Annotated in this window: 20 protein-coding genes, 1 riboswitch and 1 other annotated feature; of the genes, 15 read left to right on the forward strand and 5 right to left on the reverse strand. The window is 33.4% G+C overall.

From position 1 onward, the window contains the following. Nucleotides 1–5 precede the first annotated feature (5 nt). The 3 genes from LKE46_RS04320 to ilvA all read left to right on the forward strand — a co-directional run bounded on the left by LKE46_RS04320 (nucleotide 6) and on the right by ilvA (nucleotide 3,053). Complete coding sequence (locus LKE46_RS04320) at nucleotides 6–1,061, forward strand: HD-GYP domain-containing protein (RefSeq protein ID WP_291718773.1); 1,056 nt, start codon at nucleotides 6–8, stop codon at nucleotides 1,059–1,061. Nucleotides 1,062–1,078: 17 nt separating this feature from the next. Then, nucleotides 1,079–1,438 (forward strand): PilZ domain-containing protein, encoded by a 360-nt coding sequence (locus tag LKE46_RS04325; RefSeq protein WP_291718776.1) that lies wholly within the window; start codon nucleotides 1,079–1,081, stop codon nucleotides 1,436–1,438. 72 nt (nucleotides 1,439–1,510) lie between these two features. Further along, nucleotides 1,511–1,763 (forward strand) — a binding site (T-box leader). Between the two features lie 78 nt (nucleotides 1,764–1,841). Next, the gene (gene ilvA, locus LKE46_RS04330) at nucleotides 1,842–3,053 is read left to right on the forward strand and encodes a threonine ammonia-lyase (protein ID WP_291718778.1); all 1,212 of its coding nucleotides are present in this window, start codon (nucleotides 1,842–1,844) and stop codon (nucleotides 3,051–3,053) included. Nucleotides 3,054–3,099: 46 nt separating this feature from the next. Here the strand turns inward: ilvA and LKE46_RS04335 are convergent, their stop codons facing one another. Further along, nucleotides 3,100–3,975 carry a DMT family transporter gene (locus LKE46_RS04335; protein ID WP_291718781.1) on the reverse strand — a complete coding sequence of 292 codons (876 nt, stop codon included), beginning with the start codon at nucleotides 3,973–3,975 and terminating at the stop codon, nucleotides 3,100–3,102. 20 nt (nucleotides 3,976–3,995) lie between these two features. Next, on the reverse strand, nucleotides 3,996–4,271 hold the full coding sequence (locus LKE46_RS04340; protein ID WP_291718782.1) for a metal-sensing transcriptional repressor: 276 nt from the start codon (nucleotides 4,269–4,271) through the stop codon (nucleotides 3,996–3,998). A 185-nt stretch (nucleotides 4,272–4,456) separates the two neighbouring features. Between LKE46_RS04340 and LKE46_RS04345 the strand changes: the two genes are divergently transcribed. After that, nucleotides 4,457–5,413 (forward strand): ROK family protein, encoded by a 957-nt coding sequence (locus LKE46_RS04345; RefSeq protein WP_291718785.1) that lies wholly within the window; start codon nucleotides 4,457–4,459, stop codon nucleotides 5,411–5,413. Nucleotides 5,414–5,487: 74 nt separating this feature from the next. Next, a riboswitch (SAM riboswitch) is annotated at nucleotides 5,488–5,590 on the forward strand. A 248-nt stretch (nucleotides 5,591–5,838) separates the two neighbouring features. After that, nucleotides 5,839–7,185, forward strand: a complete 1,347-nt coding sequence (locus LKE46_RS04350; RefSeq protein WP_291718787.1) for an amino acid permease — start codon at nucleotides 5,839–5,841, stop codon at nucleotides 7,183–7,185. Between the two features lie 146 nt (nucleotides 7,186–7,331). On the opposite strand, the gene LKE46_RS04355 is transcribed toward LKE46_RS04350, so the two are convergent. Beyond that, nucleotides 7,332–8,255 (reverse strand): S66 peptidase family protein, encoded by a 924-nt coding sequence (locus LKE46_RS04355; RefSeq protein WP_291718789.1) that lies wholly within the window; start codon nucleotides 8,253–8,255, stop codon nucleotides 7,332–7,334. 182 nt (nucleotides 8,256–8,437) lie between these two features. Here LKE46_RS04355 and LKE46_RS04360 point away from each other — a divergent pair, with 182 nt between their 5' ends. The 3 genes from LKE46_RS04360 to LKE46_RS04370 all read left to right on the forward strand — a co-directional run bounded on the left by LKE46_RS04360 (nucleotide 8,438) and on the right by LKE46_RS04370 (nucleotide 11,306). Continuing rightward, nucleotides 8,438–10,153: a methyl-accepting chemotaxis protein gene (locus tag LKE46_RS04360; RefSeq protein WP_291718791.1), complete on the forward strand. Its 1,716-nt coding sequence runs from the start codon at nucleotides 8,438–8,440 to the stop codon at nucleotides 10,151–10,153. A gap of 87 nt (nucleotides 10,154–10,240) precedes the next feature. Further along, the gene (locus LKE46_RS04365; RefSeq protein WP_291718793.1) at nucleotides 10,241–10,762 is read left to right on the forward strand and encodes a peptidylprolyl isomerase; all 522 of its coding nucleotides are present in this window, start codon (nucleotides 10,241–10,243) and stop codon (nucleotides 10,760–10,762) included. Between the two features lie 13 nt (nucleotides 10,763–10,775). Further along, nucleotides 10,776–11,306: a flavoprotein gene (locus LKE46_RS04370; protein ID WP_291718795.1), complete on the forward strand. Its 531-nt coding sequence runs from the start codon at nucleotides 10,776–10,778 to the stop codon at nucleotides 11,304–11,306. A 70-nt stretch (nucleotides 11,307–11,376) separates the two neighbouring features. Here the strand turns inward: LKE46_RS04370 and brnQ are convergent, their stop codons facing one another. Then, nucleotides 11,377–12,735, reverse strand: coding sequence for a branched-chain amino acid transport system II carrier protein (brnQ, locus tag LKE46_RS04375; RefSeq protein ID WP_291718797.1), 1,359 nt, complete (start codon nucleotides 12,733–12,735; stop codon nucleotides 11,377–11,379). Nucleotides 12,736–12,804: 69 nt separating this feature from the next. Between brnQ and LKE46_RS04380 the strand changes: the two genes are divergently transcribed. Next, entirely contained in the window at nucleotides 12,805–13,317 is a 513-nt protein-coding gene (locus LKE46_RS04380) for an NUDIX hydrolase (RefSeq protein WP_291718799.1), read from the forward strand. A gap of 39 nt (nucleotides 13,318–13,356) precedes the next feature. On the opposite strand, the gene LKE46_RS04385 is transcribed toward LKE46_RS04380, so the two are convergent. Next, entirely contained in the window at nucleotides 13,357–14,301 is a 945-nt protein-coding gene (locus tag LKE46_RS04385; RefSeq protein ID WP_291718801.1) for a sugar-binding transcriptional regulator, read from the reverse strand. A gap of 260 nt (nucleotides 14,302–14,561) precedes the next feature. On the opposite strand from LKE46_RS04385, the gene LKE46_RS04390 reads away from it, so the two are divergent. From LKE46_RS04390 to LKE46_RS04415, 6 genes are all read left to right on the forward strand, one after another. Next, a complete protein-coding gene (locus LKE46_RS04390; protein ID WP_363316038.1) occupies nucleotides 14,562–15,362 on the forward strand; it encodes an SDR family oxidoreductase in 801 nt (266 codons plus the stop codon). Between the two features lie 52 nt (nucleotides 15,363–15,414). Next, on the forward strand, nucleotides 15,415–16,080 hold the full coding sequence (locus LKE46_RS04395; RefSeq protein ID WP_291718803.1) for a fructose-6-phosphate aldolase: 666 nt from the start codon (nucleotides 15,415–15,417) through the stop codon (nucleotides 16,078–16,080). Nucleotides 16,081–16,389: 309 nt separating this feature from the next. Then, complete coding sequence (locus LKE46_RS04400; protein WP_291718806.1) at nucleotides 16,390–17,139, forward strand: thioesterase II family protein; 750 nt, start codon at nucleotides 16,390–16,392, stop codon at nucleotides 17,137–17,139. A 30-nt stretch (nucleotides 17,140–17,169) separates the two neighbouring features. Continuing rightward, the gene (locus LKE46_RS04405; RefSeq protein WP_291718808.1) at nucleotides 17,170–17,862 is read left to right on the forward strand and encodes a 4'-phosphopantetheinyl transferase family protein; all 693 of its coding nucleotides are present in this window, start codon (nucleotides 17,170–17,172) and stop codon (nucleotides 17,860–17,862) included. Between the two features lie 35 nt (nucleotides 17,863–17,897). Next, nucleotides 17,898–19,517, forward strand: a complete 1,620-nt coding sequence (locus LKE46_RS04410) for a (2,3-dihydroxybenzoyl)adenylate synthase (RefSeq protein ID WP_291718810.1) — start codon at nucleotides 17,898–17,900, stop codon at nucleotides 19,515–19,517. Then, entirely contained in the window at nucleotides 19,514–25,825 is a 6,312-nt protein-coding gene (locus LKE46_RS04415; RefSeq protein ID WP_291718812.1) for a non-ribosomal peptide synthetase, read from the forward strand. Before LKE46_RS04410 ends, LKE46_RS04415 begins: the two co-directional genes overlap by 4 nt. Nucleotide 25,826 lies beyond the last annotated feature (1 nt).

The following is a 25,826-nucleotide window of genomic DNA, read 5'->3' on the forward strand; positions in this document are numbered from 1 at the left end:
TTGGGGTGCTCAAATTGGATGAAATTTATATACATGAACTGAGAAAAGGCATGATTCTAGGCGATTCTGTTTATTCTAAAGAGACTGGCAAGCTGCTGCTGGTTGGAGGGACTACGCTTTCCGGCAAAATGATCAGGCTTCTCAAACAAAATGATATAGGTACCGTAAAAGTGGTGGACAGATATACATTATTTGTGACACCATTTGAAATTATGGCAAGGGAGCTGGAATACAACATTAAATCCGAAATAAAGAAACACGCTCCTGATAAGTTGGAGGCAAATAAATCCGATAATATGGTTACAGTATCAGAAACAGCAAGGGAAATTGTAGAAAATATAGTGAAAGATGATGATATCCTGGATTTTTGTATTGAAATGAAAATATTGAATAACAAGTACCTGTTCAGACACAGTATACATACATGCGCCCTGGCACTTCTGGTATCCGGTTCAATGGGACTTGAAAGGAAACAGATGTACAATATAGGTGTTGCTGCACTGCTGCATGATATAGGATTGTGTGAAATGCCTTTTTTAATTAACGTACCTGATATGGACTCAAAGCAGAAATTGTTATGGGAACAGCACCCTGCATATGGTTATCATTTTGCAAATGAAAAAAATCTTCCCATGAGTATTACTACAAATATTCTTTATCATCAGGAAAGGTGGAATGGTTCAGGTTTTCCTGAAAAGCTTTCAAATTCCGACATACCTATAGGTTCCAGAATTATTGCCGTATGTGATGAATATGACAAATTGATTGTGTTTGAAAAGTATCAGCCTTATCAGGCCATTGAATATCTCTATGGAAGCGGAGGATATTTGTTTGATATTGATGTGGTAAATGCTTTTACCAATAATCTGGCGGTATATCCCCTTGGGTCTCTCGTGAGACTGACTACGAAAGAAGTTGGGGTAGTTGTCAATGTCAGAAAAAATTTGGGACCTAGACCTGTTGTACGCGTGTACTTCAATCGGGTAAACAGGCCCTTGAGTGAACCAAGGGATGTTGATCTTGGCGTGGAAAATACTGTATTTATAGAAGAAGTGCTATAACAGAAGGAGGCTTTATTATGTTAAATGATGATTACAGCTACTTAATGAATAGAAAACAGATAATCAAAAAAGATAGGAGAATTAATTCAAGATACAAATATAATGACAGTTTTAAAATTATGAATATAAATGGACAGAATTGTAACTGTCAAGTTATTGGGGTAGATACATCTATTTCGGGAATAGGTTTTTTATCAGAAGTTAAATTTGAAAAAGATGATTTACTTGAAATAATATTTAAGTACAATACTATTAGTATACCAGCAACACTTAAAGTTAGGCATGTAAATTTACATGATGAAGGATACTTTATCGGAGGATATTTTATTGCATTGAAAAATATTTATAGAGATATTTTGAAACAGGATTTATCATAACAGCTAAATTGCCAAAAAAACAAGTTGACAACTTCAAAAAAAAATAATATACTTAACCTCATATTGTATATAGTACAAGTTGTGATGGAGAGGAAGATATTTAATGTATCGACTTAAGAGAGTCAGCGGGTGGTGTGAGCTGACGTTGATGATAATATCCGTTAATCACTCCGGAGCTTCCGAGTAGAAAGGCTTTTACCGAGTAAACGAGGACGTATACCAGCGATATATGGTTAGGGTTTACGGATGACCTGAAATGAGAGGCAGTTGGTGTAACAGCTGCAAATAAGGTGGTACCACGGAAATATAATCTTTCGTCCTTATGAATATATAAATTATGTTTGTAAGAATGAAGGATTTTTTTATTTATATTAAACTAGATGGAAAGGGTGGCTTTAAAGTTATGAAGGTAGATTTGACATTAAATGATGTATTGGAAGCTAGAGAAAGAATAAAGGACATATGTATAAGGACAAATTTGATATACAGTCCGGAATTCAGCAGGGAAAGCGGTAATGAGGTGTACATAAAACCGGAGAATCTCCAGATTACCGGAGCATTCAAGTTGAGAGGGGCTTCAAATAAAGTAAGTAAATTAAGCGATGAACAGAAATCCAGGGGGCTTATAGCTTCTTCGGCAGGAAATCATGCCCAGGGAGTGGCATATTCAGCGAAGAGACTTGGAATCAAGGCTACTATTGTAATGCCTGAGACAACACCTTTTATAAAAGTTCAATCCACTAGAAATTATGGGGCGGATATAGTACTTAAAGGGAAAGTTTATGATGAAGCATATGAAGAGGCAAAGAGGCTTGAAAGAGAAAACGGCTATACTTTTGTTCATCCTTTTAACGATGTAGATGTAATGGCAGGACAGGGAACCATAGCACTTGAAATAATAGATGAATTAAGTGATGTGGACGCAATATTGGTGCCAATAGGTGGAGGTGGACTGATAAGTGGAATATCAGTTGCTGCCAAGTCCATTAATCCAAATATAAAGATAATAGGGGTTCAGGCAGAAGGTGCAGATCCTATGAAAATTTCATTTGAAACGGGAAAGCTTACCTATGCGGATGAAGTGGATACAATTGCGGATGGTGCAGCAGTAAAACAACCGGGAGATCTTACATTCGAGGTAGTAAAAAATTATGTAGATGAAATTGTTACGGTAAGTGATCAGGAGCTTATGGAAGCTGTGTTTGTTGTTCTTGAAAAGCACAAGCTCATATCAGAAGCAACAGGGGCTATGTCGCTGGCAGCATTGAAAAGATTGAAATTTAAAGGCAAAAAGGTGGTTTCACTGATAAGCGGCGGGAATATAGATGTAGTTACAATAGCATCCCTTTTAAATAATGGATTATTTTCAAGAGGCAGAATATTCTGTTTTTCAGTTAAACTCAAGGATACTCCCGGACAGCTTCTTAGGATAGCTCAGATACTGGCAGAAAAGAGGGCAAATGTAATAAAACTTGATCACAATCAGTTCAAGGCAGTAGACAGGTTGAAGCATGTTGTACTGGAGGTAACAGTTGAAACCAATGGATATGAACACATAGAATCCATAGTGAAGGCATTGAACGATGAAGGATATAATGTGGATAGAATTTGTTAAGATAAATTTGAGACCTGTACTTTTGTACGGGCTTCTTTTATAATGTCTAATTGGTATCCGTTGACAACAGATAAGTTCCTGCAGCCATAACTATAAATGCAAAAATGAAATACACAGTTGGCTTTTCCTTTAAAATAATAAAAGAAAGTCCTGCCCCAATGAAAGGAGAGAGTGCATAATACGCACTTGTTCTTGCAGCACCAAGATATCTTTGTGCGTAAATATAGAAGAATATACTTAATCCGTATGAAAAAAAGCCAAGTATAACTGCAGCCAGGATATACAAAAAGCTGGTGGCGTACAAGCTGAAGACAGCAACAATCAGAAAAGAACCTGCACTTGCCCCAATACCTTTTATGACCACTATTTCTATAGGATCTTTTACCGACAGCATTTTGGTACAGTTGTTTTCGAATCCCCAGCAGATACATCCAGATATAATGAACAGGGAACCAATGGAAAGGGAAAAACTTGCAGAGTCCTGTAATGATAAAATAATGCAGGAAATTGTTATAAGTACAATTGCCAGGAACAGCCTTCTGCCGATATGTTCTTTGAAGATAATAAAAGCAATCAGGGAGGTAGCTGCAATTTCAAAATTGCTTAATAATGAAGCATCTGAAGAAGTGGTAAAAGTTAACCCAACCATTAAAAGAATTGGGGCAGCTATGTCTAGAACAATCATTCCAATTATAAAAGGAAGGCCATTTTTTGTAAGCCTTTTTTCTGCTCTTTTTGAGCCGTTTCTGCAATTGATTAAGTTGAATAGAAGCATACCTACTCCTGCACCAAGATAAAGAAGTGCGGACATCAGTGTTGGATTTATTCCTTTCAGCAGTATTTTTGATATAGGAAGACTGATTGCATATAATAATGCAGAAAGTATTGCACATAAAATTGAATTGTATTGATTTATATTCATTTTCATTACTCCAATGGTACTTATTTCATAAATTGGTCTATTGCTCTGTTTAAATCTTCAAGAGTTTTTTTATCATCTTCTTCTATTGCCTTTACCACACAGTGATTTATATGATCCTGAAGAATTATTTTACCGGTATTATTAATAGCATTTCTTACGGCTGCAATCTGAATCAGGATTTCACTGCAGTCACGTCCGTCTTCAACCATTCTTTTTACGGACTGCAAGTGCCCTATAGTCCTTGAAAGTCGATTTATAACAGCTTTTGTATTTTCATGTTTATGATCTTTAGTCATCTGTAACTCCTCCTTCAATATCCCATATAGGGGGATATTGAAAAGTATAGCACTATTTACGCTGTTCTTCAATACAAAGTATATAGTGTTGATTGAAATATTTTTTGATGTTACCATAGTACCAATGGATATCATTTACAGGTGAGTTTATAAAAATATTAATATTAAGAAAGAGTGAGGGTTGCATGAATAAGAAATATGTTTTAGGAATAGACTTGGGTGGAACTAAAATAAGTGGGGCACTTTCAGATATAAGTGGCAGTATATTGTATAAATATACTGTCCCTACCGATGCATTCAGGGGAGAAGAAAAAGTACTGGAAAAGATAATAGAAGTAATAGAAAAAGTTTTAGCAAGTGACGATAAAAGCATTGAAGATATTGAGGCCATCGGAATTGGTTCGCCCGGGCCGTTGGATGCTAAAAATGGAATAATAATAACGACGCCAAATCTTCCTTTCAGAAATTTTAAATTGGTGGATCCAATAAAGAAGAAATTTGGAATTCCAGTATACCTGGACAATGATGCAAATGTAGGTGCCATTGGAGAATTCATGTTTGGAGCAGGAAAGGGAACAAAAAATATGATTTTTATTACAGTCAGCACGGGAATTGGAGGCGGAGCGATAATTAATGGACAAATTTACAGGGGGAATACCTGCAATGCCCTTGAAATCGGGCATATGACGCTGGAGAAAAATGGTCCCAGATGTAATTGTGGAAATTATGGCTGTGCAGAAGCACTCGCATCGGGTACTGCAATAGGGAAAAAAGGAGAACAGGCTGTTCTGAATAAGGAATATACAGCTTTAAAGAAACACAATAAGGTAACTTCCTATGAGGTGTTTGAGGAAGCAAAAAAGGGAGATAAAATTGCTTGTGAAATATTGAATGAAAGCCTTGAATATCTTGGAATATGCGTAGCCAATGTCATAACCAGCTTTGATCCTGAAATGGTAGTTATTGGAGGGGGAGTTTCAAAAGGGGGAAATATCGTACTGAAGAAAATACAACAGGTAGTAAATAGGAGATGCTTTGCTGCAATGGCAAAGTCATGCAGAATTGTGAAAGCAGAACTTGGAACGGATGCAGGTGTAATGGGTGCTGCAGCACTTGCTGTGCTTCAAACTAAAATACAATAATTACCCAAATAGGCAAATTCATTCTTGACAGTTATATTTAAATTAAGTATCATGTAAATAATAATCAAATATGAATCTTATCAAGAGAGGTGGAGGGACTGGCCCTATGATACCCGGCAACCTGAATATATTGTTCAATGGTGCTAATTCCAGCAGGTTAAACCTGGAAGATGAGAAACTTTGAAAAAATTGGTCTTATAGTTTCTCTGTAAGATTTTTTTATTTTTGATTGACTAGAAAACTAGAGGTCAAATTCTACTTGATATGTTGAATGTATCTAATGTATCTTTGGAGGATTTGGCTTTTTGTTTTTTGTAGATAAGCTTTAACTTTTATAAATAAAGTTTATGAATAAATGATTTTACTGTAAAATAAGTTATTGTTGGTTTATATTTCTAGAAAAATTATAAGATTGGGATGTCGATATGGGAGGATATAAATTAAAGAGGAATTTAAAAAATCGTCATATTCAGATGATTGCTATTGGTGGAGCCATAGGAGTAGGGTTATTTTATGGCTCGGCAGATGCCATAAGTATGGGTGGCCCGTCTATTATATTAGCATATTTGACTGGCGGTTTGTTTGTTTTTATAATTATGAGGGCATTGGGAGAGCTTTCTGTAGATGATCCAAATTCAGGTTCATTTAGTGCTTATGCAACTAAATATTTAGGGGATTTCGCTGGATTTTTTTCAGGATGGACTTATTGGCTTCAAGGTGTTACAACTGTAATGGCCGAGCTTACGGCAGTTGGTATATATGTACAGTTTTGGCTGCCGGATTTTCCGAGGTGGATTTCCGCCCTAGTATTTTTATTGGTTTTAGTTTTAATTAATATAATTGGAGTGAAAGCTTATGGTGAGTTTGAATTTTGGCTGGCACTCATTAAAGTTGTGTGTATTATTTGCATGATTATTTTTGGACTTTTTATGATAGTATTTGGCTTTGGAAATAAAGGACATGCCATTGGATTTTCAAATTTATGGATGAATGGAGGTTTTTTCCCTAATGGGATCAGAGGATTTTTATTGTCATTCATCTTTGTTACTTTTGCGTTTGGTGGAGTGGAACTTATTGGTATAACTGCTGGTGAAGCAGAAAATCCTGAAAAATCCATACCCAAAGCAATCAATAATGTATTTTGGCGTATACTTATTTTTTATGTTGGCTCTATGTTGGTTATGTTAAGCCTTTATTCATGGAGTAAAATTGGAATTAAAGGAAGCCCTTTTGTATTAGTCTTCGATAAAGTTGGAATTCCGGCAGCGGCATCAATTATTAATTTTGTGGTTTTGACAGCTGCATTATCAGGTATGAACAGTGCATTATTTGTTGAAGGGAGAATGCTTTATAGTTTGGCTTTGAACAATAATGCTCCGGGTATATTTCGTAAAATCAGCAAATCAGGAATACCATATGTAGGAATTCTATTTAGTACAGCTATAGCTATGATTGCAATATTTTTAAATTATTTATTACCCTTCAAAGTTTTTAATTATATATCATCGGTAACAGTTATAGCAATTATAACTGCATGGATAACTATACTTTTAGTACAATTAAAATTCAGAAAATATAAGAGTTCCTTAGGACAAAAAGTAAAATTTAAAATGCCATTTTATCCGGTACTTACGTATACAGCTATTATATACTTGTTATTGATCGTTGCTTTACTATTTGTTTTACCGAGTACGAGAATATCCATATATGTAGTACCTGTGTGGATAGCAATTCTATTGACCATGTATAAAATATTAATTAAAAATAGATGATTTGTAAAAGGTAAGAAAGTTTAATAATAAGACCTCATGCTGTTGATAAGTATATTTTATCAACAGCATTGAGGTCTTTGATTTATAGGAAAGTATATTTAGTTGCCTGCAGGGTAGCAAATTCCCGGCACGATAATTGGGATAAATCATATACGCACCGTTGGCTCAAGTATCGTCAATGTATTTTCATAAGTATTAAGGTTGGCTTCGGCGCCTATAGGTATAGCCATCTTGTATGTGCCATGCCCAGATGCTAAGTTTGTCATAAGAGGTTTGTTCATCGGCATTATAACATCATTAATTAAATCTTCATATGACTTACCGTATGAATCATCACAATTTGTGCATTCTCCCATAAGGATACCTGCACAGTCACTGAGCTTGCCGGCCAATATTAGCCGGTTTATATGCCTGTAGACTGTATTAATGGGCTCGTGTACTTCTTCGATTAAGAGTATTTTCCCTCTGGTATCAACTTCAAATGGAGTGCCGAGGTTATCTGCAAAAGATGTAAGGTTGCCTCCAACTATAGGGCCTGTAACATTTCCAGGAATCCTGCTTATTAATGGCATTCCGGGAGGATTTTCAAGTTGCCTTGGCGAGGTAAGTGTAGATGTAGCAGTGAAAAACTGATTCATGTTGTATGCAGGGGCAGTCGGTTTAAAGTCTATTAAAAGAAGGCTGTGAAAAGTAATTAAATTAGCCCATATATACAAAACATTTAATAAAATTGTTATGTCGCTGTACCCTGTGATAATTTTAGGATTCTGTGTAATAACAGGATAATCAAGATACGGTATAATACCCGCAACACCTACTCCACCTCTTGAAGGTATAATAGCCTTCACATCAGGATTTTCGAACATTTCCATCAGATCAGAGGCCCTCTGTTGTTCTGTGGCTGCAACGTATCCATCATAAGAATATACATAATTTCCTAATACTATATTAAAGCCCATGTTTCTAAGAGTCTGTATACGAGCATTGATGATATCGGCAGATAATGGACTTCCTAAAGTAACTATTCCGATTGTATCTCCTGCACGTAAAATTTGCGGCCTTATTGCCATACTCCTTCACCTTCTAAATACCTTAATAGTATTATAATATTACAAATTCCATAAAAGTTGATTATTACTTAGAGTGGGGCTTACATTAAGCTTGTATTAAGGTTGTCTCTATATAATTACTTGATATAAATAGTAATTTCGATTTGAAATGATTTATGAAACTAAATATCAAGGAGGAATTTATGATGAGATGGCTTTCAAACTTAAAAATTCTAAAGAAATTAATGATGGGATTTATTATAACAGCGCTTTTTACTTGTGTAATTGGTGTTACATCTCTTTCAAGGATGAAAGATATATATTCCAGTTTGAACATCACATATAATAAAGATCTAAAAGGAAGCAACGACCTGCAGCAGTTGAAGACGAATTTGATGGCAATCAGGGGAGATATGCTTATTGTCATGGATAAATCCCAGAGGAATATGGTCAAGAACATGAATTCGGAAATTAACAGTTTATCCAGTAAAAATGAAAAACTAATATCTGAATACAAGTCGACTATCATTGTTGATGATGATAAAAAGTTATTTGCCCAGTTTGAACAGTATTTGAAAAATTGGACGAATTATAGAAAGGAGTTTCTGGAATTTGTCCAACAAGGTAATTATACTGCAGCAAAAAGTGAATTTATAAAAACTGAGGAATCCAGAACTCAAATGATATCCACGCTTGATAAAGCCATAAATTTGAGCATGAAACTGGCGCAAAGCAATTATGAAGATAGGACTCTTCAGTATAAACATTCCTATGTATATATAATTTCAACAATTTTAATATGTTTTATTTTATCGATTTTATTGGGAGTCATTATCTCGAATGATGTCAACAATCCATTAAAAAAAATAGAAGAATTTGCGGGTAAATTGGAAAAATTTGATTTTTCTTCATCTATAAATCTGTCTAGAAAAGATGAACTTGGTATAACAGCTTCAGGGCTTAATGTAGCAAGAAAGAACGTGGCGCAGTTTATTGAAGTAATATCAAACAATATAGACAATATGAACAGTTCAAGTGATGAATTGTTTTCCATATCCGAGAATCTTTTGTCAAAAACAAATGATATGAGCAGTTCGGTTAAAATTGTTTCCGAGGTAATTCAAAGAACCAATGTCACCACCGAAGAAATAACGGCATCAATTGAGGAAGTTGATTCAAGCATAAATGAACTGTCGCAAAAAGCTGTGGATGGAAATAATAATGCAAACGCATTCCAAAAAAGAGCAATTGATGTACAGAACAGAGGGAAAAGAGCTTTGGATACTACGGATAAGTTATATAATGAGAAAAAACAGAATATGGTCCAGTCAATTAAGGATGGACAGGTAGTAGAAAATGTCAAGGTAATGGCCAATACTATTGCAAACATAGCTGAACAGACCAATTTACTTGCCCTAAATGCGGCTATAGAATCAGCACGTGCAGGAGAGAATGGGAAGGGATTTGCTGTTGTTGCAGAAGAAGTGAGAAATCTTGCAGAACAGTCCTCTGATTCTGTTGCCAAAATTCAGGATACTATTGAAAAAGTACAGCAGGCATTCAACAATCTTTCCATAAGCGGTAATGAGGTTTTAAATTTTATGAATAACAAAGTCAATCCCCAATTCGAGATGTTCGGGAATATGGGTAAAAAATATTATGAGGATGCAGATTTTGTCAGCAAGATGTCTGAGGAGATAGCCTCAATGTCCGAAGAGTTAACTGCTACTGTAGGACAGGTGAGTGAAACAGTTCAGAGTATGTCGGGAGACGTACAGAGATCTTCAGAAAGTGCTGAATTGATAAAAAGGAATATTGAAGAAAATGTGAGAGCTGCTGAAAAGGTAAAGTTGTCGGCTCAAAATCAAATTCAGTTGTCACAAAAATTAAACAGTATGATAAAGAATTTCAGAATTTAGTATGAATTTATTACTATTACGTGTATTTTGACAGCATCCGTGATAAAATTTATTATATAAGTATATTTACAGAAAGAAGGAGAACAAATGAAAAATCCTGTAGTTACAATTGAAATGGAAAATGAACAGGTGATAAAAATAGAACTTTATCCGGATATTGCACCTAATACAGTAAATAATTTCATATCATTGATAGAAAGAGGATTTTATAATGGAACAATTTTTCACAGGGTAATACCGGGCTTCATGATTCAGGGAGGAGATCCGGAGGGTACTGGAACCGGCGGACCGGGATATTCAATTAAAGGTGAATTTTCGTCTAATAATTTTGAAAACAACCTGAAGCATGAAAGAGGAGTGATATCCATGGCAAGGACTATGGTACCTGATTCTGCCGGATCACAGTTTTTTATAATGACGGATGATGCACCTCATCTTGATGGTCAGTATGCTGCCTTTGGAAAAGTTGTAGATGGAATTGAGGAGATAGATAGAATAGTATCACAAAAAAGAGATTTCAATGATAAACCACGTGAGGATCAAAGGATGAAAAATGTGACTGTAGAGACTTTTGACGAAGAATATGCTAAACCACAAAAAATAATATAAAGGATGTGTGAATATGCTTGATGGTAAAAAAATAGTAGTTGGTATTACTGGATGCAGCATGGCAATACATGCTCTGGATTTAATTGCTGAACTGAAAAAACTTCATGCAGATGTATATGCTGTCATGACTCGAAATTCTACTAACTTTGTAACTCCGCTTATGGTGCAGAGAAGTGTTGATCATCCTATTGAAATTGAAGCATTTGATCTGCCTAAATCATGGGAGAAGGGTCATAAGTCCCTTTCGCAGGATACGGATCTACTCCTGATTGCACCTGCTTCTGCAGATATTTTGGGAAAAGCAGCTAACGGAATTGCGGATGATTTGCTGTCGACAACTATTATGTCGATGCGTGGCCCTAAAATCATAGCTACACATATCAACGACAAGATGTATAACAGCCCAAGTGTACAGCGCAACGTGAAGACCCTCAAAGGTGATGGCTTTACCTTCGTAAATAATGGAAACGGTGAACATCCTTCGCGTTTTCCATCTGTTGATCAGATAGTTGGTACAGTACTTCGGGTTTTAAATGCTGAATAATCATTACAAATACAAGTCAACCACCCTGAATGTTTTCAAAGTGGTTGACTTATTATATAAGGTTAAGTGGTTAAACTTGTATTGCTCTGGGTTTTATAAAAAAAGATATAACAACTGAAAGAATAAATCCTGTAATCATAGGTACAACCCATCCCATACCAAGATTAAAAAATGGGATATAGGTTCCGTAGAAATTTAAAATATGCTGTATAAAAGGGGAAGCTTTAACTGCAGCCGGCAGGGCGTTCATACAGTCGGCTACGCTTGCTAAAAGTGTGAACAAGGTGGTGAGTGCGTATACGCACTGGCGATTCTTGAAAAATTGAGAAAGCAAACCAAGTATGATCAATGCAATAGCTAATGGATATAGAAGCATTAATACGGGAATTGAAAGCAGAATTATCTGTGTTAGTCCGATATTAGCTATAAGACAGGCTAATATTGTAAAGAGAACTACATAGCCCCTGTAGCTGAAAATTCTTGGAAACAACTCGCAAAATGTTTCAGAACAGGCTGTTATAAGTCCAATTGCAGTCTTTAGACAGGCTACTGTTACAATTATTGCAAGCAGAATGCCGCCTCCGGAGCTGAAATAGTAATTTGCAATTTGAGCCAGTGCAATTCCACCATTTTCAGAAATGGAGAACTTTCCGACACTTGTTGCACCTATATATGCTAAAAATCCATAAATTAGTCCCATTAATAAAATAGTAATTATACCCGATTTAATTGTTCCAACAGCAATTCCACTGGGACTTTTAACCCCAAGTTCTCTCAAGGTTCTTACGACTATAATTCCAAAAGCAAGGGAAGCCAGTGCGTCCATGGTGTTGTATCCTTCCAGGAAACCTTTAAAAAAAGGGGCGCTGACATATGTTCCAACGACTTTTGCATCTGATATACTTCCCATGGGATGTATGATGCTCGTTATTATTAAAACAGCAAGAAATACCAGAAAAACAGGATTTAGGACCTTTCCCACCCAGGTGAGAATTTCATTTGGCCTCAAAGAAAAAAACAATGCTGTAAGAAAAAATACAATGGTGAATATAGCAAGTCCCAAATTGGTGTACTGACCTGGAATAAAAGGAGATATACCAATTTCGTATGAGACTGTTCCAGTCCTTGGAAGTGCGAAAAATGGACCTATTGTCAGATACAGCAGTATAGTCATTATGTATCCATAAATAGGGTGAATTCTGCTTGCAAGATCAAAAAGTCCCTTGCTTTTGGATACACCAATAGCAACAACACCTAAAAATGGAAGACCTATGGCCGTTATTAAAAATCCAATTGTTGCAGGATATACGCTGGCACCTGCTTCTTGCCCCATATGTACTGGGAATATGAGGTTTCCTGCTCCGAAGAAAAGCCCGAATAACATGGAACCGACTACTATGTACGATGACAGGGACAATTTTTTGTCCAAATAAACCATCTCCTTTATAAATTATCTATCTTTAATAATAACATATTTAAGACAAAGGTGGAATTTTACATGGAACTATGGGATATATATGATGAAAAAGGTTGTAAAACAGGTTTAATAAAAAAACGCGCTGACATTTTAAATACAGGGGAATATCATCTCGCTGCCGAAATATGGATAATAAATCATAAATGTGAAATATTGATTCAGAAAAGATCTGCCAATAAAAAAATTCTTCCTAATATTTGGACGCTTACCACAGGCTGCATGGTCAGTGGAGAAGATGCGCCAAATGGGGCTGTAAGAGAAGTAAAAGAAGAATTGGGCATAGCTCTTGAAAAGAAGGACTTGGATTTTGTCAGAAGAATATTTCAAAGCAGCAGCAACATGATCTGGGATATTTATTTTGTATATGCTGACATTGATTTATCCAAAATAGTTCTTCAAAATGAAGAGGTAAGCGATGTGAAATTTGTGTCGGTAGAAGAATTTAAGAACATGCTTTCTCAAGGGAGAATATTTCGGTACTCTGAAATTTATGATATTTTATCCCTGATAAAAACGAGAGTAGTAAAAAGATGAGGTTTTAATACTTCATCTTTTATATTCTAAGTATTTAAATTAAAATTTTGCTCTTTTAAGAATTTCTTTTGCTGTTTCTTCATCGGTAATCAAAGTATTAATATACTGCCTTTTTATAAAGGGTAGTATAGCTCGTGCTTTGTTTTTGGAGCGTGCTATTGCAATTGAAGTTGGTATTTCTGATAATTGCTCAATAGGCAGACCAATAGTTCGTTCATCAATTTCATTTTTAATTAAATTTCCATCTATATCAAAAAAACGTCCACAACAGTCACCGACTACTTCTCTAAGTTTAAGATCCTCAATATCATCCTCGTTTAATAAATCTCTCCATTGGCTTCTGGAATTAAGACCTCCGCCAATCCCAACAATAGCTATATCAAGGTTATTCCAGCTACTCTTTATTTTATCAAAATATCTTGAATTGACAATTGCATCTTTTGTTTGCTTGTTTTCTTCAATTACCGCTCCATTTATGAATATGCTGTTGCCGTTAAAGTGTCTGCTCATTTCGTAAACCAAGGTATTAACATGGTACTTAGATTTTATTTGGCTTGGTCCACCAGCCAGGGGTATAAATGTAACATTGTGCAGTTTCCTTTTTTCAAGTTTTTCAACCATGTTACCTATAGTTGAACCCCATGCTAAGCCAACAGTCATGTTGTCTTTTATGCATTTCTTTATAAAATTGGCTGCTTCAACTGCCAATAAATTGTTCTTTTCTATAGTGGTTGCTTCTGCTGGTGATTCAACAATAATGACCTCTTTCAGTTTGAACATTTTTTTAAAAATTCGTTCCAATTTGATAATTTGTGGATCAAAGTTTTTGATTTCAATATGGACAATTCCATTCTTTTTTGCTTGTTTGAGTAATCTGCTTATTGTGGTTCTATATACATTCAATTCCTTTGATATTTCTTCCTGAGTTTTATTTTCCATATAATACAAGTAGGCAATTTTAGCAATTAACTTATCATTTTGCATTTATTTCCACATCACTTTTTGGTTAATAGATTTATTATATTTAATTTTAACATTCAATAATGGTTTAGTAAAATTTATATACAAATAAAAGCACAAATGTGCAGATTACAAATATGTTTTTTATACTAGGTACTGATATAACGACAATTTTAAAACAATTGATTTTAAACATATATATAAATAGTTCACATTTGTTATAATTGAATTGTCGAAGATATCTCAACATATAAGTTTATATTTAAGAGGGAGTATAAAAAATAATGACTAGCTGGTTGAAAGTTGAAAATAAAGTAGTTATTGTCACTGGTGGTTCATCAGGAATCGGTAGAAGTATAGCCAGGAAGTTATTGGAAAATAGTTGCATAGTAATTAATTTTGATTTAAGTGATGATAATTCAATTGCTTCAAAAAAATATTCTTTTTACAAAACAGATGTTTCAAATAAAAAACAGGTAGATCGCAGTGTACAGCAAGTATGGGAGGAGTACGGAAAAATAGATGCTCTGGTAAACAATGCAGGAATAGCATTACCGGGAATGTTGGTAAATCCGGATGGTTCTGGGAAATATGAACTCACAGAGGAAATGTTTGATAGGATAACAGCAGTAAATCAAAAAAGTGTTTTTCTTATGTCACAGGCTGTAGCAAGGATTATGATCACGCAAAAATATGGAGTGATCGTCAATATGTCAACTGAAAGTGCACGTGAAGGATCAGTTGGTCAGGGATTTTATGTCGGCACTAAAGGTGCAATCAATAGCATGACGTGTACTTGGGCTAAGGAATTGGGAAAATACAATATTAGAGTACTGGGTGTTGCTCCTGGAATCATGGAACAAACAAAGTTGCGATCACTACAATATGAAGAAGCATTGGCTTTTACAAGGGGAATAACTGTAGAAAGTTTAAGAGAAGGCTACAAAAAATCTTCCAGTATTCCCTTAGGCAGGAGTGGAAAATTGACTGAAGTTGCAGATTTAGTCTGTTTTTATATTTCTGGCAGAGCAAGTTATATGTCAGGAATAATTACGAATATCGCTGGTGGAAAATCCCGTGGATAAATGTCCGCAAACAAGATATAAATGAAAGGGGAATGTGTAGAATATGGAATTTATGTTGGATACTATAAAATTGGACGAAATTAAGAAATATATTGACAGTATTCCTATTTCAGGAATAACGTCAACACCAAGCATTATTAAACGTGAAGGCAAAATTGATTTTATACCGCACATGAAAAAAACAAGAGGGATAATTGGAAATGAAAGAACACTTCATATGCAGGTTGTTGCAAGAAATTTTGAAGGCATGGTAAAGGATGCCAAAACAATTTGGAATGAAATAGACAAACATGTTTTTGTTAAAATTCCGGCGACTTATAATGGGATTAAAGCCATTAGATATTTGAAAAGTCAGGGAGAATGCAATATAACAGCTTCGGCAATATATTCAAAAATGCAGGCATTTTTGGCCATTCAAGCTGGAGCAGACTATATTGCCGTTTATTCAAATCGATCAGAAAATATTGGAGTAGATCCTTTTAAAATTATTAAAGCAAGTCGAAGATTTGTTGATAGAGAAGGACATGAAACAAAAATTATGGCATCAAGCATCAAAAATATTTTTCAGATTACCGAGGCAATTGAATCAGAAGCTGATGCAGTTACCTTTGCTCCAAATATATTAGCCACTGTTTTTGATAATGCATCAATAAAACAAGCAGTTGACCGTTTCTCCAAGGATTGGATCGAGCTATATGAAAAAGAAAATATTTTTTAAAATATGGATATCATGAAAATATTGACGGAAATGCGGCTGGATTATTGGGAAAACCATAACCGGCATCATAATTTTGTTTTTCATCGGAATAAATGTTAAGAAAAAGGTGAGGCTTTAATGTTTCACCTTTTTTATATTCTACAAAAATGTAAAGAAGCCATTTGATAATTAATCCAATAAAGATATTGATTATCATTATCAATTAGAGTATAATAAATTACAGTAGTTAGAATAAATAGATATAAACATTAAAATTGCAATCTATTGGAAATAAACTAAATTATATTAATAATAGTCGGAGGTTGTATAATGGAGAATGTATGTCAAAATCATTATATAGAAAGAACAAGTATTTTCGATGGAATCAGGTTATTTTGTTTTCCGTATGCAGGCGCAGGAGCTTCAGTATTCAAGACATGGAGGGAAATGTTTGAATATATTAAAGTTTATCCTCTTCAGTATCCGGGCAGAGAAAATAGGATTATGGAAAGACCAATTCCTGATATTAAAATATTAGTAGATGAAATATATGATGAATTAAAATATAGTATACAAGAATGCCCGTTTATTATGTTTGGACATAGTTTAGGGACAAAATTGGTGTATGAATTATCACTTAAAATATACAATGAGAAGAAAATTTGGCCCAAAGGTGTTATAGTTTCCGGAGGAAGAGCGCCAAATTTAATAGAGCCAAATCCTATATACAGTTTGGATGATGAAAGTTTTATAAGAGAATTAGTAAAAAGATATTCTAGTATACCTAATGAAATTGCAAATAATAAAGAAATGATGAGTTTATTTTTGCCTGCATTAAGAGCAGATTTTATTATGGATGAAAAGTATATAAAAAATAAGGTGGATAAAATAGATTGTCCCATCATGGGATTAATAGGAACCGAAGATTCAGAAATGACATTTGATGATTTAAATAAATGGTCAGATTTTACAATGAAAGAATTTTCTTATAAATATATAGAGGGAGATCATATGTTTATAAATAAAAATGGGAATGAAGTAATAGCTGCCATAAAAAAATTTGTAAAAAAGTTGAAATAGCTTATATCATAAAAATAAGGAAATTTATTAATGAGTAATACAATCAAAAAGTATTTATTTACTGATATTTTATCATTAAACTCAAAAAGTATTTTAAAATATATTCAAGAAAAAATAACTGTATTTATATTAATGGATATAGATAGGCTAAATGGTAATTTTTTTGAATTGAATTATTTAACTATAGAAGAAAAAGAAAAATTTTATAGTTATTGTCAAAGACAAGACAAGTTAAACTTTTTAATTTCACATAGTGTGATTAATTTTTTGTTTACCTCATGGTTAAATAATGAAATAAATCAAATAAATATTAAAAAAGGTAAATTTTTTAAACCATATATTTATAATAAACATCATATTCAATATAATATAACCCATTCGAAAAAACGTGCTGTAATTGCTTTGAGTAATAGAGAAGTAGGTGTTGATGTTGAATACATTGATAAAAAATTTGAATATACTGAAATTATTAACAGATGTTTTTGTGCCAATGAGATATCTTTGATTGGAAAAAGTCATAAAAAATTTTTTATTGCATGGGTGGCCAAGGAAGCATATTTCAAATACTTGGGAACAGGATTATATAAAAGTCTTAACAGCGTTTATATATCTGGAGACACAGAGGATGGAGTTTATCTTTCAGACAAGGAGTTAAATAAAGAAGTTTTTGTTTATATTTTTGAGCTGGAAGGAAAATATGTATTGGGTTTATGCATGGGATGATAATAAGAAAAATTAGTAACAGGGGGAGTTATGTAGTGAATACAAAAGTGAAAAATCAATTAGAAGATTTTTATTATGGTAATGTCTGGGAAGACATGACATTAGGAGAGGCATTGACCTGCTGGAGTAAAATTTATAAAGATAATGTTGCGGTATTGGATAATGAAATAGAACTTACATATCAGGAATTAAATATACAGGCTAGAAAATTAGCTTGTGGTTTTTGCGATAATGGATTTAAAAAGGGTGATAAAATAATTTTACAGGTTCCGAATAGTTGGGAGTTTGTAGTTATTTCATTCGCTCTTTTTAAAATTGGTGTAGTTCCTATTATGGCATTACCGGCCCATAGAAGGACAGAAATTAAGGGAATTATAGAAAAATCTAATGCGGCAGGATATATTATAAAGGACAAATATTTGGGATTTGATTATAGAAAAATGGCTAGAGAAATATTTAGAGAAACCAATGAAAAAATAAAAGTAATTGTTATTGGGGATAATGAAAAGTTTCAATCTTTTGACGAGTTGCCATCAGATAGAAAATTAAAAAAGGAAGAGAGGCAAGTGGACAGCAGACAGATGGGACTTCTTTTATTATCTGGAGGGACGACAGGAATTCCTAAGTTGATTCCTCGGAGACATACAGATTATTTATATGTAGCAAAAGAAACGGCAAAACGCTGTCAATTGGATGCTTCCTCGATATATTTGGTTGCGTTGCCAATTTCACATAATTTCCCTTTATGTTGCCCTGGATTATTAGGAACATTGAGTGCTGGAGGAAAAGTAGTGATATGTAATACTACCAGCCCTGATGAAATTATTCCTTTAATTGAAAAAGAAAAAGTTACTATCACCAGTTTAGTTCCTGCAATGGCAAATATGTGTATGGAATTTTTAAAATACGAAGATAATTATGATTTATCTTCTCTAGAGATTATTCAGGTAGGTGGTTCTGTATTAGATTCCTCTCTTGCTGAAAAAATTGAAAAAACGTTTGGATGCAAACTGCAACAAATCTTTGGGATAGCAGAAGGCTTGATCTGCTGCACATCTTTAGGTGATAGACCTGATACTGTATATCATACACAGGGAAAACCAATTTCCGCCTATGATGAAGTTCTAATAGTGGATGAAAATGGAAATGAATTGCCGGATGAAGAATATGGAGAATTAATTGTCAGAGGACCTTACACAATTTATGAATATTATAATTTAGATAAAATTAACAAGAAATGCATTACAAAAGACTGTTATTTTAGAACTGGGGATAAAGCAAGAAAATTGGAGGATGGAAATTACCAGGTGGTAGGGAGATTGGAAGAAATTATAAATCGGGCAGGAGAAAAGATTATTCCTTCAGAAATAGAAAAATTACTACTTAAACATAAATCTATTCATGATATTCAAGTAGTTGGTATTCCAGATGATTCTTTGGGGGAAAGAATTTGTGCTTTCATTTTGGATGAGAAGGAGAAACCTACGTTAAATGAGATAAGAAATTATTTGATAGGAAGAGGTGTTGCAACTTTTAAACTTCCGGATCAACTTATATTTATAAAAAACTGGCCACTAACAAGTGTTGGAAAAATAGATAAGATCAGATTAAAGAAAATGGGACAAGATAAATTTAGAAGGGGGAAAGTGTTTTGAAAAGTTTAGAAGATAATAAGGTCAAATTAGAAGCAATAAAATTTTTGAACAGAGAAATACTTACCATGCTAGGTAAAGATAAAATTGGTTCTGAGGCTAATCTAATAGAAGAAGGACTTAGTTCCATTATGGTTATGAAACTATCTAGTAAATTAAGAAAATTTGGAATTGTAGTGTCTTTTTCAAAAATGGTAGAGAATCCTACGATAAAAGTTTGGACAGATATAATAAATAACTGTGAAATTAAAGTGAAATCTAATGTAAAGAATATTCCAAAATCAGAAAGAATAAACAATAAGGAGTTTGATCTGACAGATGTCCAATATGCTTACTGGGTTGGGCGTGATGATGAGCAGGATCTGGGTGGTGTTGGCTGCCATGCCTATTTGGAGATAGATGGTAAAAATGTAGAACCATCTAAATTAAAAAATGCGTGGAATAAAATTCAGTACTACCATCCCATGTTAAGAGCAAAGTTTACTGAACAAGGGAAACAGACAATTTTACAGACTCCATTTTCTGAAGAAATTGATGTGTATGATTTTAGAGGATTGACAAAAGCGCAAGTAGAGGAAGAACTGTTGAAATTAAAGTCTATTTTATATCATCGCAAATTACAAGTTGAAAAGGGTGAAGTTGCAGGAATCTCTATTTGCTTGCTTCCAGATAATAAAACAAGAATAAATTTTGATATAGATTTGTTAGTAGCTGATGTCTTGAGCTTGAGTATTATAATTCGTGATCTTGCAGATGCATACAATGGAAAGAAATTTAATGATAATAAGAAAATTACATTTCAGAGTTATCTTGAGGATAGAAAAGAAGAGAACAACAGGGGAGAAAGAGAAGTAGATGCTGATTATTGGAACAACAAGATAAAAGCTTTGTCCAAAGAAGTTCCTAATATACCGTTGAAGAAACGGCCGGAAATGATAAAAAAGCCAATTTTTAAACGAAGAGAAAAAATTGTAGATAAAAAAGTATGGGATATTATAAAGAAAACATCAGCAGGATATAGAACAACACCGTCAATGTTTTTGCTTACTTGTTATGCTTTAGTTTTGGAAAGATGGTGCAATCAAGATGATTTTTTAATAAATATTCCATTGTTTGATCGATATACGGAAAATGAGGAAGTCCAAAATATGGTGGCGGACTTTACTAATTTACTCCTCCTGGATTTTCATAGAAATAAAAATGATACTTTTCTTACAACAATGTACAGAATAAAACAAACTTTTCTTGAAAATATATCTCATTGTAAATATTCTGGAGTGAGTGTCCAGAGAGATATATCTAAAAAAAGAGGAAATAATGGATTTGTGGCTCCAATTGTATTTGCTTGCAATATAGATATACCTCTTGAAACTAATTTATCTAGGAAGGTACTTGGAGAGATAAGTTATATGATATCTCAAACTCCCCAAGTATGGTTGGATTTTCAGACATATACTAAGGAGGGCTGTTTAATTTTATGTTGGGATGCAGTGGAAGAACTTTATCCTGAAGGATTACTTGATGATATGTTCCAATCCCTGACGGATATGATTTATACCCTTGCAGAAAATAAAGACTGGGATATGGTTCTTGATGTACTTCCAGTTCATCAAAGGAAAGAAAGACAACGTGAACTGAATAGAATATTGCCACTTCAATATCCAAATAAGCTTTTATTTTCAGGTTTTCTGAAAAATGTCAAGGAAAATCCAAATTTTACTGCAATTATAGATGGAATCAGTGGAAAAAGGATTACCTATCAAGAATTATATGACAAAGCAATCTACTTAGCTTCCTTGTTATTTGAAAAAGGGGTACAGAAGGGAGATTATGTGGCGATTACGCTTCCAAGGGGATATAAACAGGTAGAAGCAATCCTTGCAGTCCTATTTTCCGGAGCTGCATATGTTCCAATTGGAATTAATCAGCCAATAAGCAGAAGAGAAAAAATATATAAACAAATCGGAATCAAACAGGTCGTGAGTGATACCAAAACATTGGAAAAAGAGAATCTGATTTCTGAAAATATTGCATTTATTAATATGGATAAAAAAATAAATGTAGAAAGAATATTTGAACCAAAAGCTTCTTCGCCGGACGATAGCGCTTATATCATTATGACATCCGGAAGTACAGGAGTTCCAAAGGGAGTGGAAATAAGTCATCAAGGTGCAGTAAATACGATTGAAGCTATAAATCGAAAATATGATATTTCCAAGAGGGATACTGTGCTGATGGTTTCTGCAATTGACTTTGATTTATCAGTATATGATATTTTTGGCTTGCTATCTGTTGGTGGGAAAGTAATTGTTCTTGATGAAGACAATTATAAAGATCCGCAATTATGGCTTAAACTAATTAAAGACTACGAAATTAGCGTTTGGAATTCCGTACCGATACTATTTGATATGCTGGTTACTATGGCAGAAGGTTTAAATGAAAAACTTTCTATAAGGATAGTTATGCTTTCAGGAGATTGGATAGGAATAACCCTTCCCTCTAGATTTTATAAAATAAGTAAAAATTCGGTGATTGTAGCAATGGGTGGGGCCACGGAAGCTTCAATATGGTCTAATTATTTAAATGTTCCAAAGAAAATCCCCAAGGATTGGATTTCCATACCATATGGAAAGGCATTGGACAATCAAGTTTATAGAATAGTTGACAGTCTTGGAAGAGTTTGTCCCAATTATGTTCCTGGTGAATTATGGATTGGTGGTACCGGAATTGCGAAAGGATATAGGGGAGATAAGGAACTTACGGAAAGAAAATTTGTACAGAATATTATTCCATGGTATAAAACGGGAGATATAGGGAGAACTTGGAACGATGGGACTATAGAATTTTTAGGAAGAAAAGATAATCAAGTAAAAATAAAGGGACATAGAATAGAACTTGGAGAGATTGAAGATGCATTAAAAAATTATCCAAGTATAAATAATGCCGTTGTGGAAGTTATAGAAAAGAACAATGGAGGTAAAAGCCTGGCTGCCTTTTTGGAGCTCAGAAAAGCAGAAGAGAAATTTCATGATATAATCACCATCTCAGGGAAACAACTGGAGGAAAAAAGAAGGTTTATAAGAAATATTTGTAGAAACGTGGAATTTGATAAGAAAGAGAATAAGTTATTTCAAGATTTTATGCAAGATACTGATCTAACTTGTGAAAAATTTTTAATGAATATTTTCCAGGAATTTGGAATATTTACAGGGGAAAAGGAGTATTCAATTGCGGACATTTTTAGAAAATCAGACATAAAAGGAGATAAAAGAGAAATTATATTAAGGTGGTTAAATGTACTTGTTTTTTCTGGTATCTTAGAAAAAAGAAACGGATACCGATTGAAACGATCTTTTGATGACAATGATTATCCGGATGCAACAAAAAAGCCCGGGAGAGAAAACTTTGTGAGTAAGTATCTTGAATGTTTGTATCCATATGTATTGCCAATGTTGAGGGGATCAAAAAATGCAGTGGAAGTATTTTATGATGAAAAATTAAAATTAAGTCCAAATTATTTATTACAAAAGATTCCTGGTTATAAAGAAAATTGTAATAACTTATTGAGTATAATCAGAGAAGTATTTCAATATATATCACAAAAGAAAAAGAGATTTAAAGTTTTGGAAATCGGAACAAGGGATATACAATTTTCTTCTAAGATTATGGAAATGACAAGAGATATGAAAATGAATTATATTTATGCGGATAATTCTTTTTACTATAAGAAAACAATGGAAGAGTTATTGGAAAAGTATCCAGCTGTATCTTTTCAAACTATTCATTTGGACTTGGATATTGGGCAACAGGACTTTATAAAGCATGAATTTGACTGTATCATTGCGATAAATTCTCTACACAGGGAAAAGAATTTAAATCTTTCTTTTTCAAATATTGCTGAGCTGCTAGTTCCTGGAGGAATAATAATTGGGAATGAGTTCAGTGAAGTATCTTATTTACAGGAAGTATCTGCTTCTTTTTTAGAAAATGGTTTTATGGAAATAAAAGACTTTAGAAAAAAGAACTGTAAAGTGATTCCTACCTCTAATGAAATAATAAAGCTGATGAATAGAAATAAATTTTTAGCTTCGTATATATCAGAATACGATAAAAAGAGCATCTATGGGAATATTTTATTCGTGGGAATTTGTAAGTCTGCTATGAAATTATTTTCTTTTGAAAATTTGAAATCCTACTTGAAAAAGAAAGTTCCCCAGTACATGATCCCAGATAAATTTTATTCATTTGATAAATTTCCCGTAACTCCAAATGGTAAGCTTGATCGAAAAACATTAAAAAAGAGATTGATGGAGAAAAATGCTATGCAATATGGCAGTTTGTCGCAGCAAAAAGAAACAGTTACTGAAAAGAGAATGAAAGTTTTATGGATGGAAATTTTCAAAAATCGGAATATCAGTATAAAGGATAATTATTTTTCTCTCGGAGGGGATTCACTCGTTGCAACTAGACTTTTAACTATGATACAAAAAGAGTTTTCAGTGAAAATGACAATCAGTAATATATTTGAATATCCTACAATTCACGAATTGTCCATGGCCATAGATAAAGAATCTCTAAACAAATCTGATTGTGGAGGCAAAGCTTATAATTTGTCTCATGATGCTCAAAATGAAAATGAACCATTCCCTCTGACAGATGTTCAATATGCGTACTGGATTGGAAGAAGTGGAGTGTATGAGCTTGGAAATGTTTCTACACATTGTTATTTTGAATTGGATATAAAAGATGTAGATGTAAAAAGATTGCAGCAGGCATGGAATGTCTTGATAAGACATCATGACATGATGAGAGCTATTATTTTACCGAACGGAATGCAGAAAATACTAAAGAGTGTTTCAGATTATAAGATAGAAGTATATGACTTAAAAAAATTACCTGAATCGAAAATTAGAAATAAACTTAAGAATATTCGAGATGTCATGTCTCATCAAATACTTGATGTAGAAAAGTGGCCGATATTTGATGTTAAAATGAGCGTATTAGATGAAAGAAAAGGAAGACTTCATATAAGCTTTGATAATATTATATTTGATGGCTGGAGCATGTTTCATATTTTGAATGAATGGAAAGAAATCTATAAAGATGAAAACAAATCATTGCCTCATATGAATATTTCTTTTAGAGATTATGTTTTAGCATTAGAGAAATTAAAGAAAACTAAAGCATATGAAGAAGATAAAAAATATTGGGAAGACAGAATTCCATCAATTGCTTTGGCACCGCAACTTCCGATTGTAAAAAATGAAAGCTTTTTAGAAAGACAGATTTTCCGGAGACGAGCAATAACATTACCCAGTCAGGAGTGGAATGTTTTAAAAATAGTAGCTCAAGAATATAATATTACACCTACTGTATTACTAATAACTGCTTATTCAGAAGTTTTAAGAGCGTGGAGCAGGAAGGATGATTTTACAGTTAATCTAACCAGATTTGATAGAATCCCTATGCATCATGATGTAGATAAGTTAGTTGGAGATTTTACCTCATTAACATTGCTTGAATTAAAGAATATAGAAAACAGCAGCTTTATAGATAGAGCTGTTCAAATACAAAAACAGCTATCCATGGATTTAGGGCATTCTTTATATAGTGCTATTGAAATTCAAAGAGAACTGAGAAAAAAGAGAAATATTTCGGGATCCATCATGCCGGTTGTTTTTACAAGCGGACTTGGGATAGAGCAATGGAAAGAAGAAAAATGGCCAGGTAAATTAATATATAATATATCGCAAACACCACAGGTTTGGATTGACCATCAAGTGATTGAAAAAGATGAAAATTTGTATCTTATTTGGGATTCAATAGATGAGCTGTTTTACCATGGAATGCTTGATGATATGTTTAAGTCTTATGTAAATTTATTAAAATCATTGGTTAAAAATAAAAATATGTATGAAAAAATAAAAGATTCTTTAGTAGAAGCTGATAAATATTCTATAATTAAAAAGTTTAGTATTGAAAAGTCTCATATTGATGAACATGAAAACATTATTGATAAAGATGTTTCATGTTTTCAAAATAATCTGAATGATTATGAAAAGAAGATCTCAAAAATATGGATGACTGTTTTAGGACAAGCATCTGTAAATAAATACGAGGACTTTTTTAGATCCGGAGGTGATTCACTAAAGGCTATACAGCTGATAAATATGTTAAGAAGTGAGCTTAATGTAAGTATTTCTATTAAGGATATTTTTAAATACTCTAATATAGTACAATTATCAAAATTTTTAAAAGGTACCAAAAAAGAGAATTTTGCTGCTGGTAATTTTGATCAAGGATTGATTTAAG

Origin of the sequence: Clostridium sp., assembly GCF_022482905.1 — a bacterium.
GTDB lineage: Bacteria > Bacillota > Clostridia > Clostridiales > Clostridiaceae > Clostridium_B.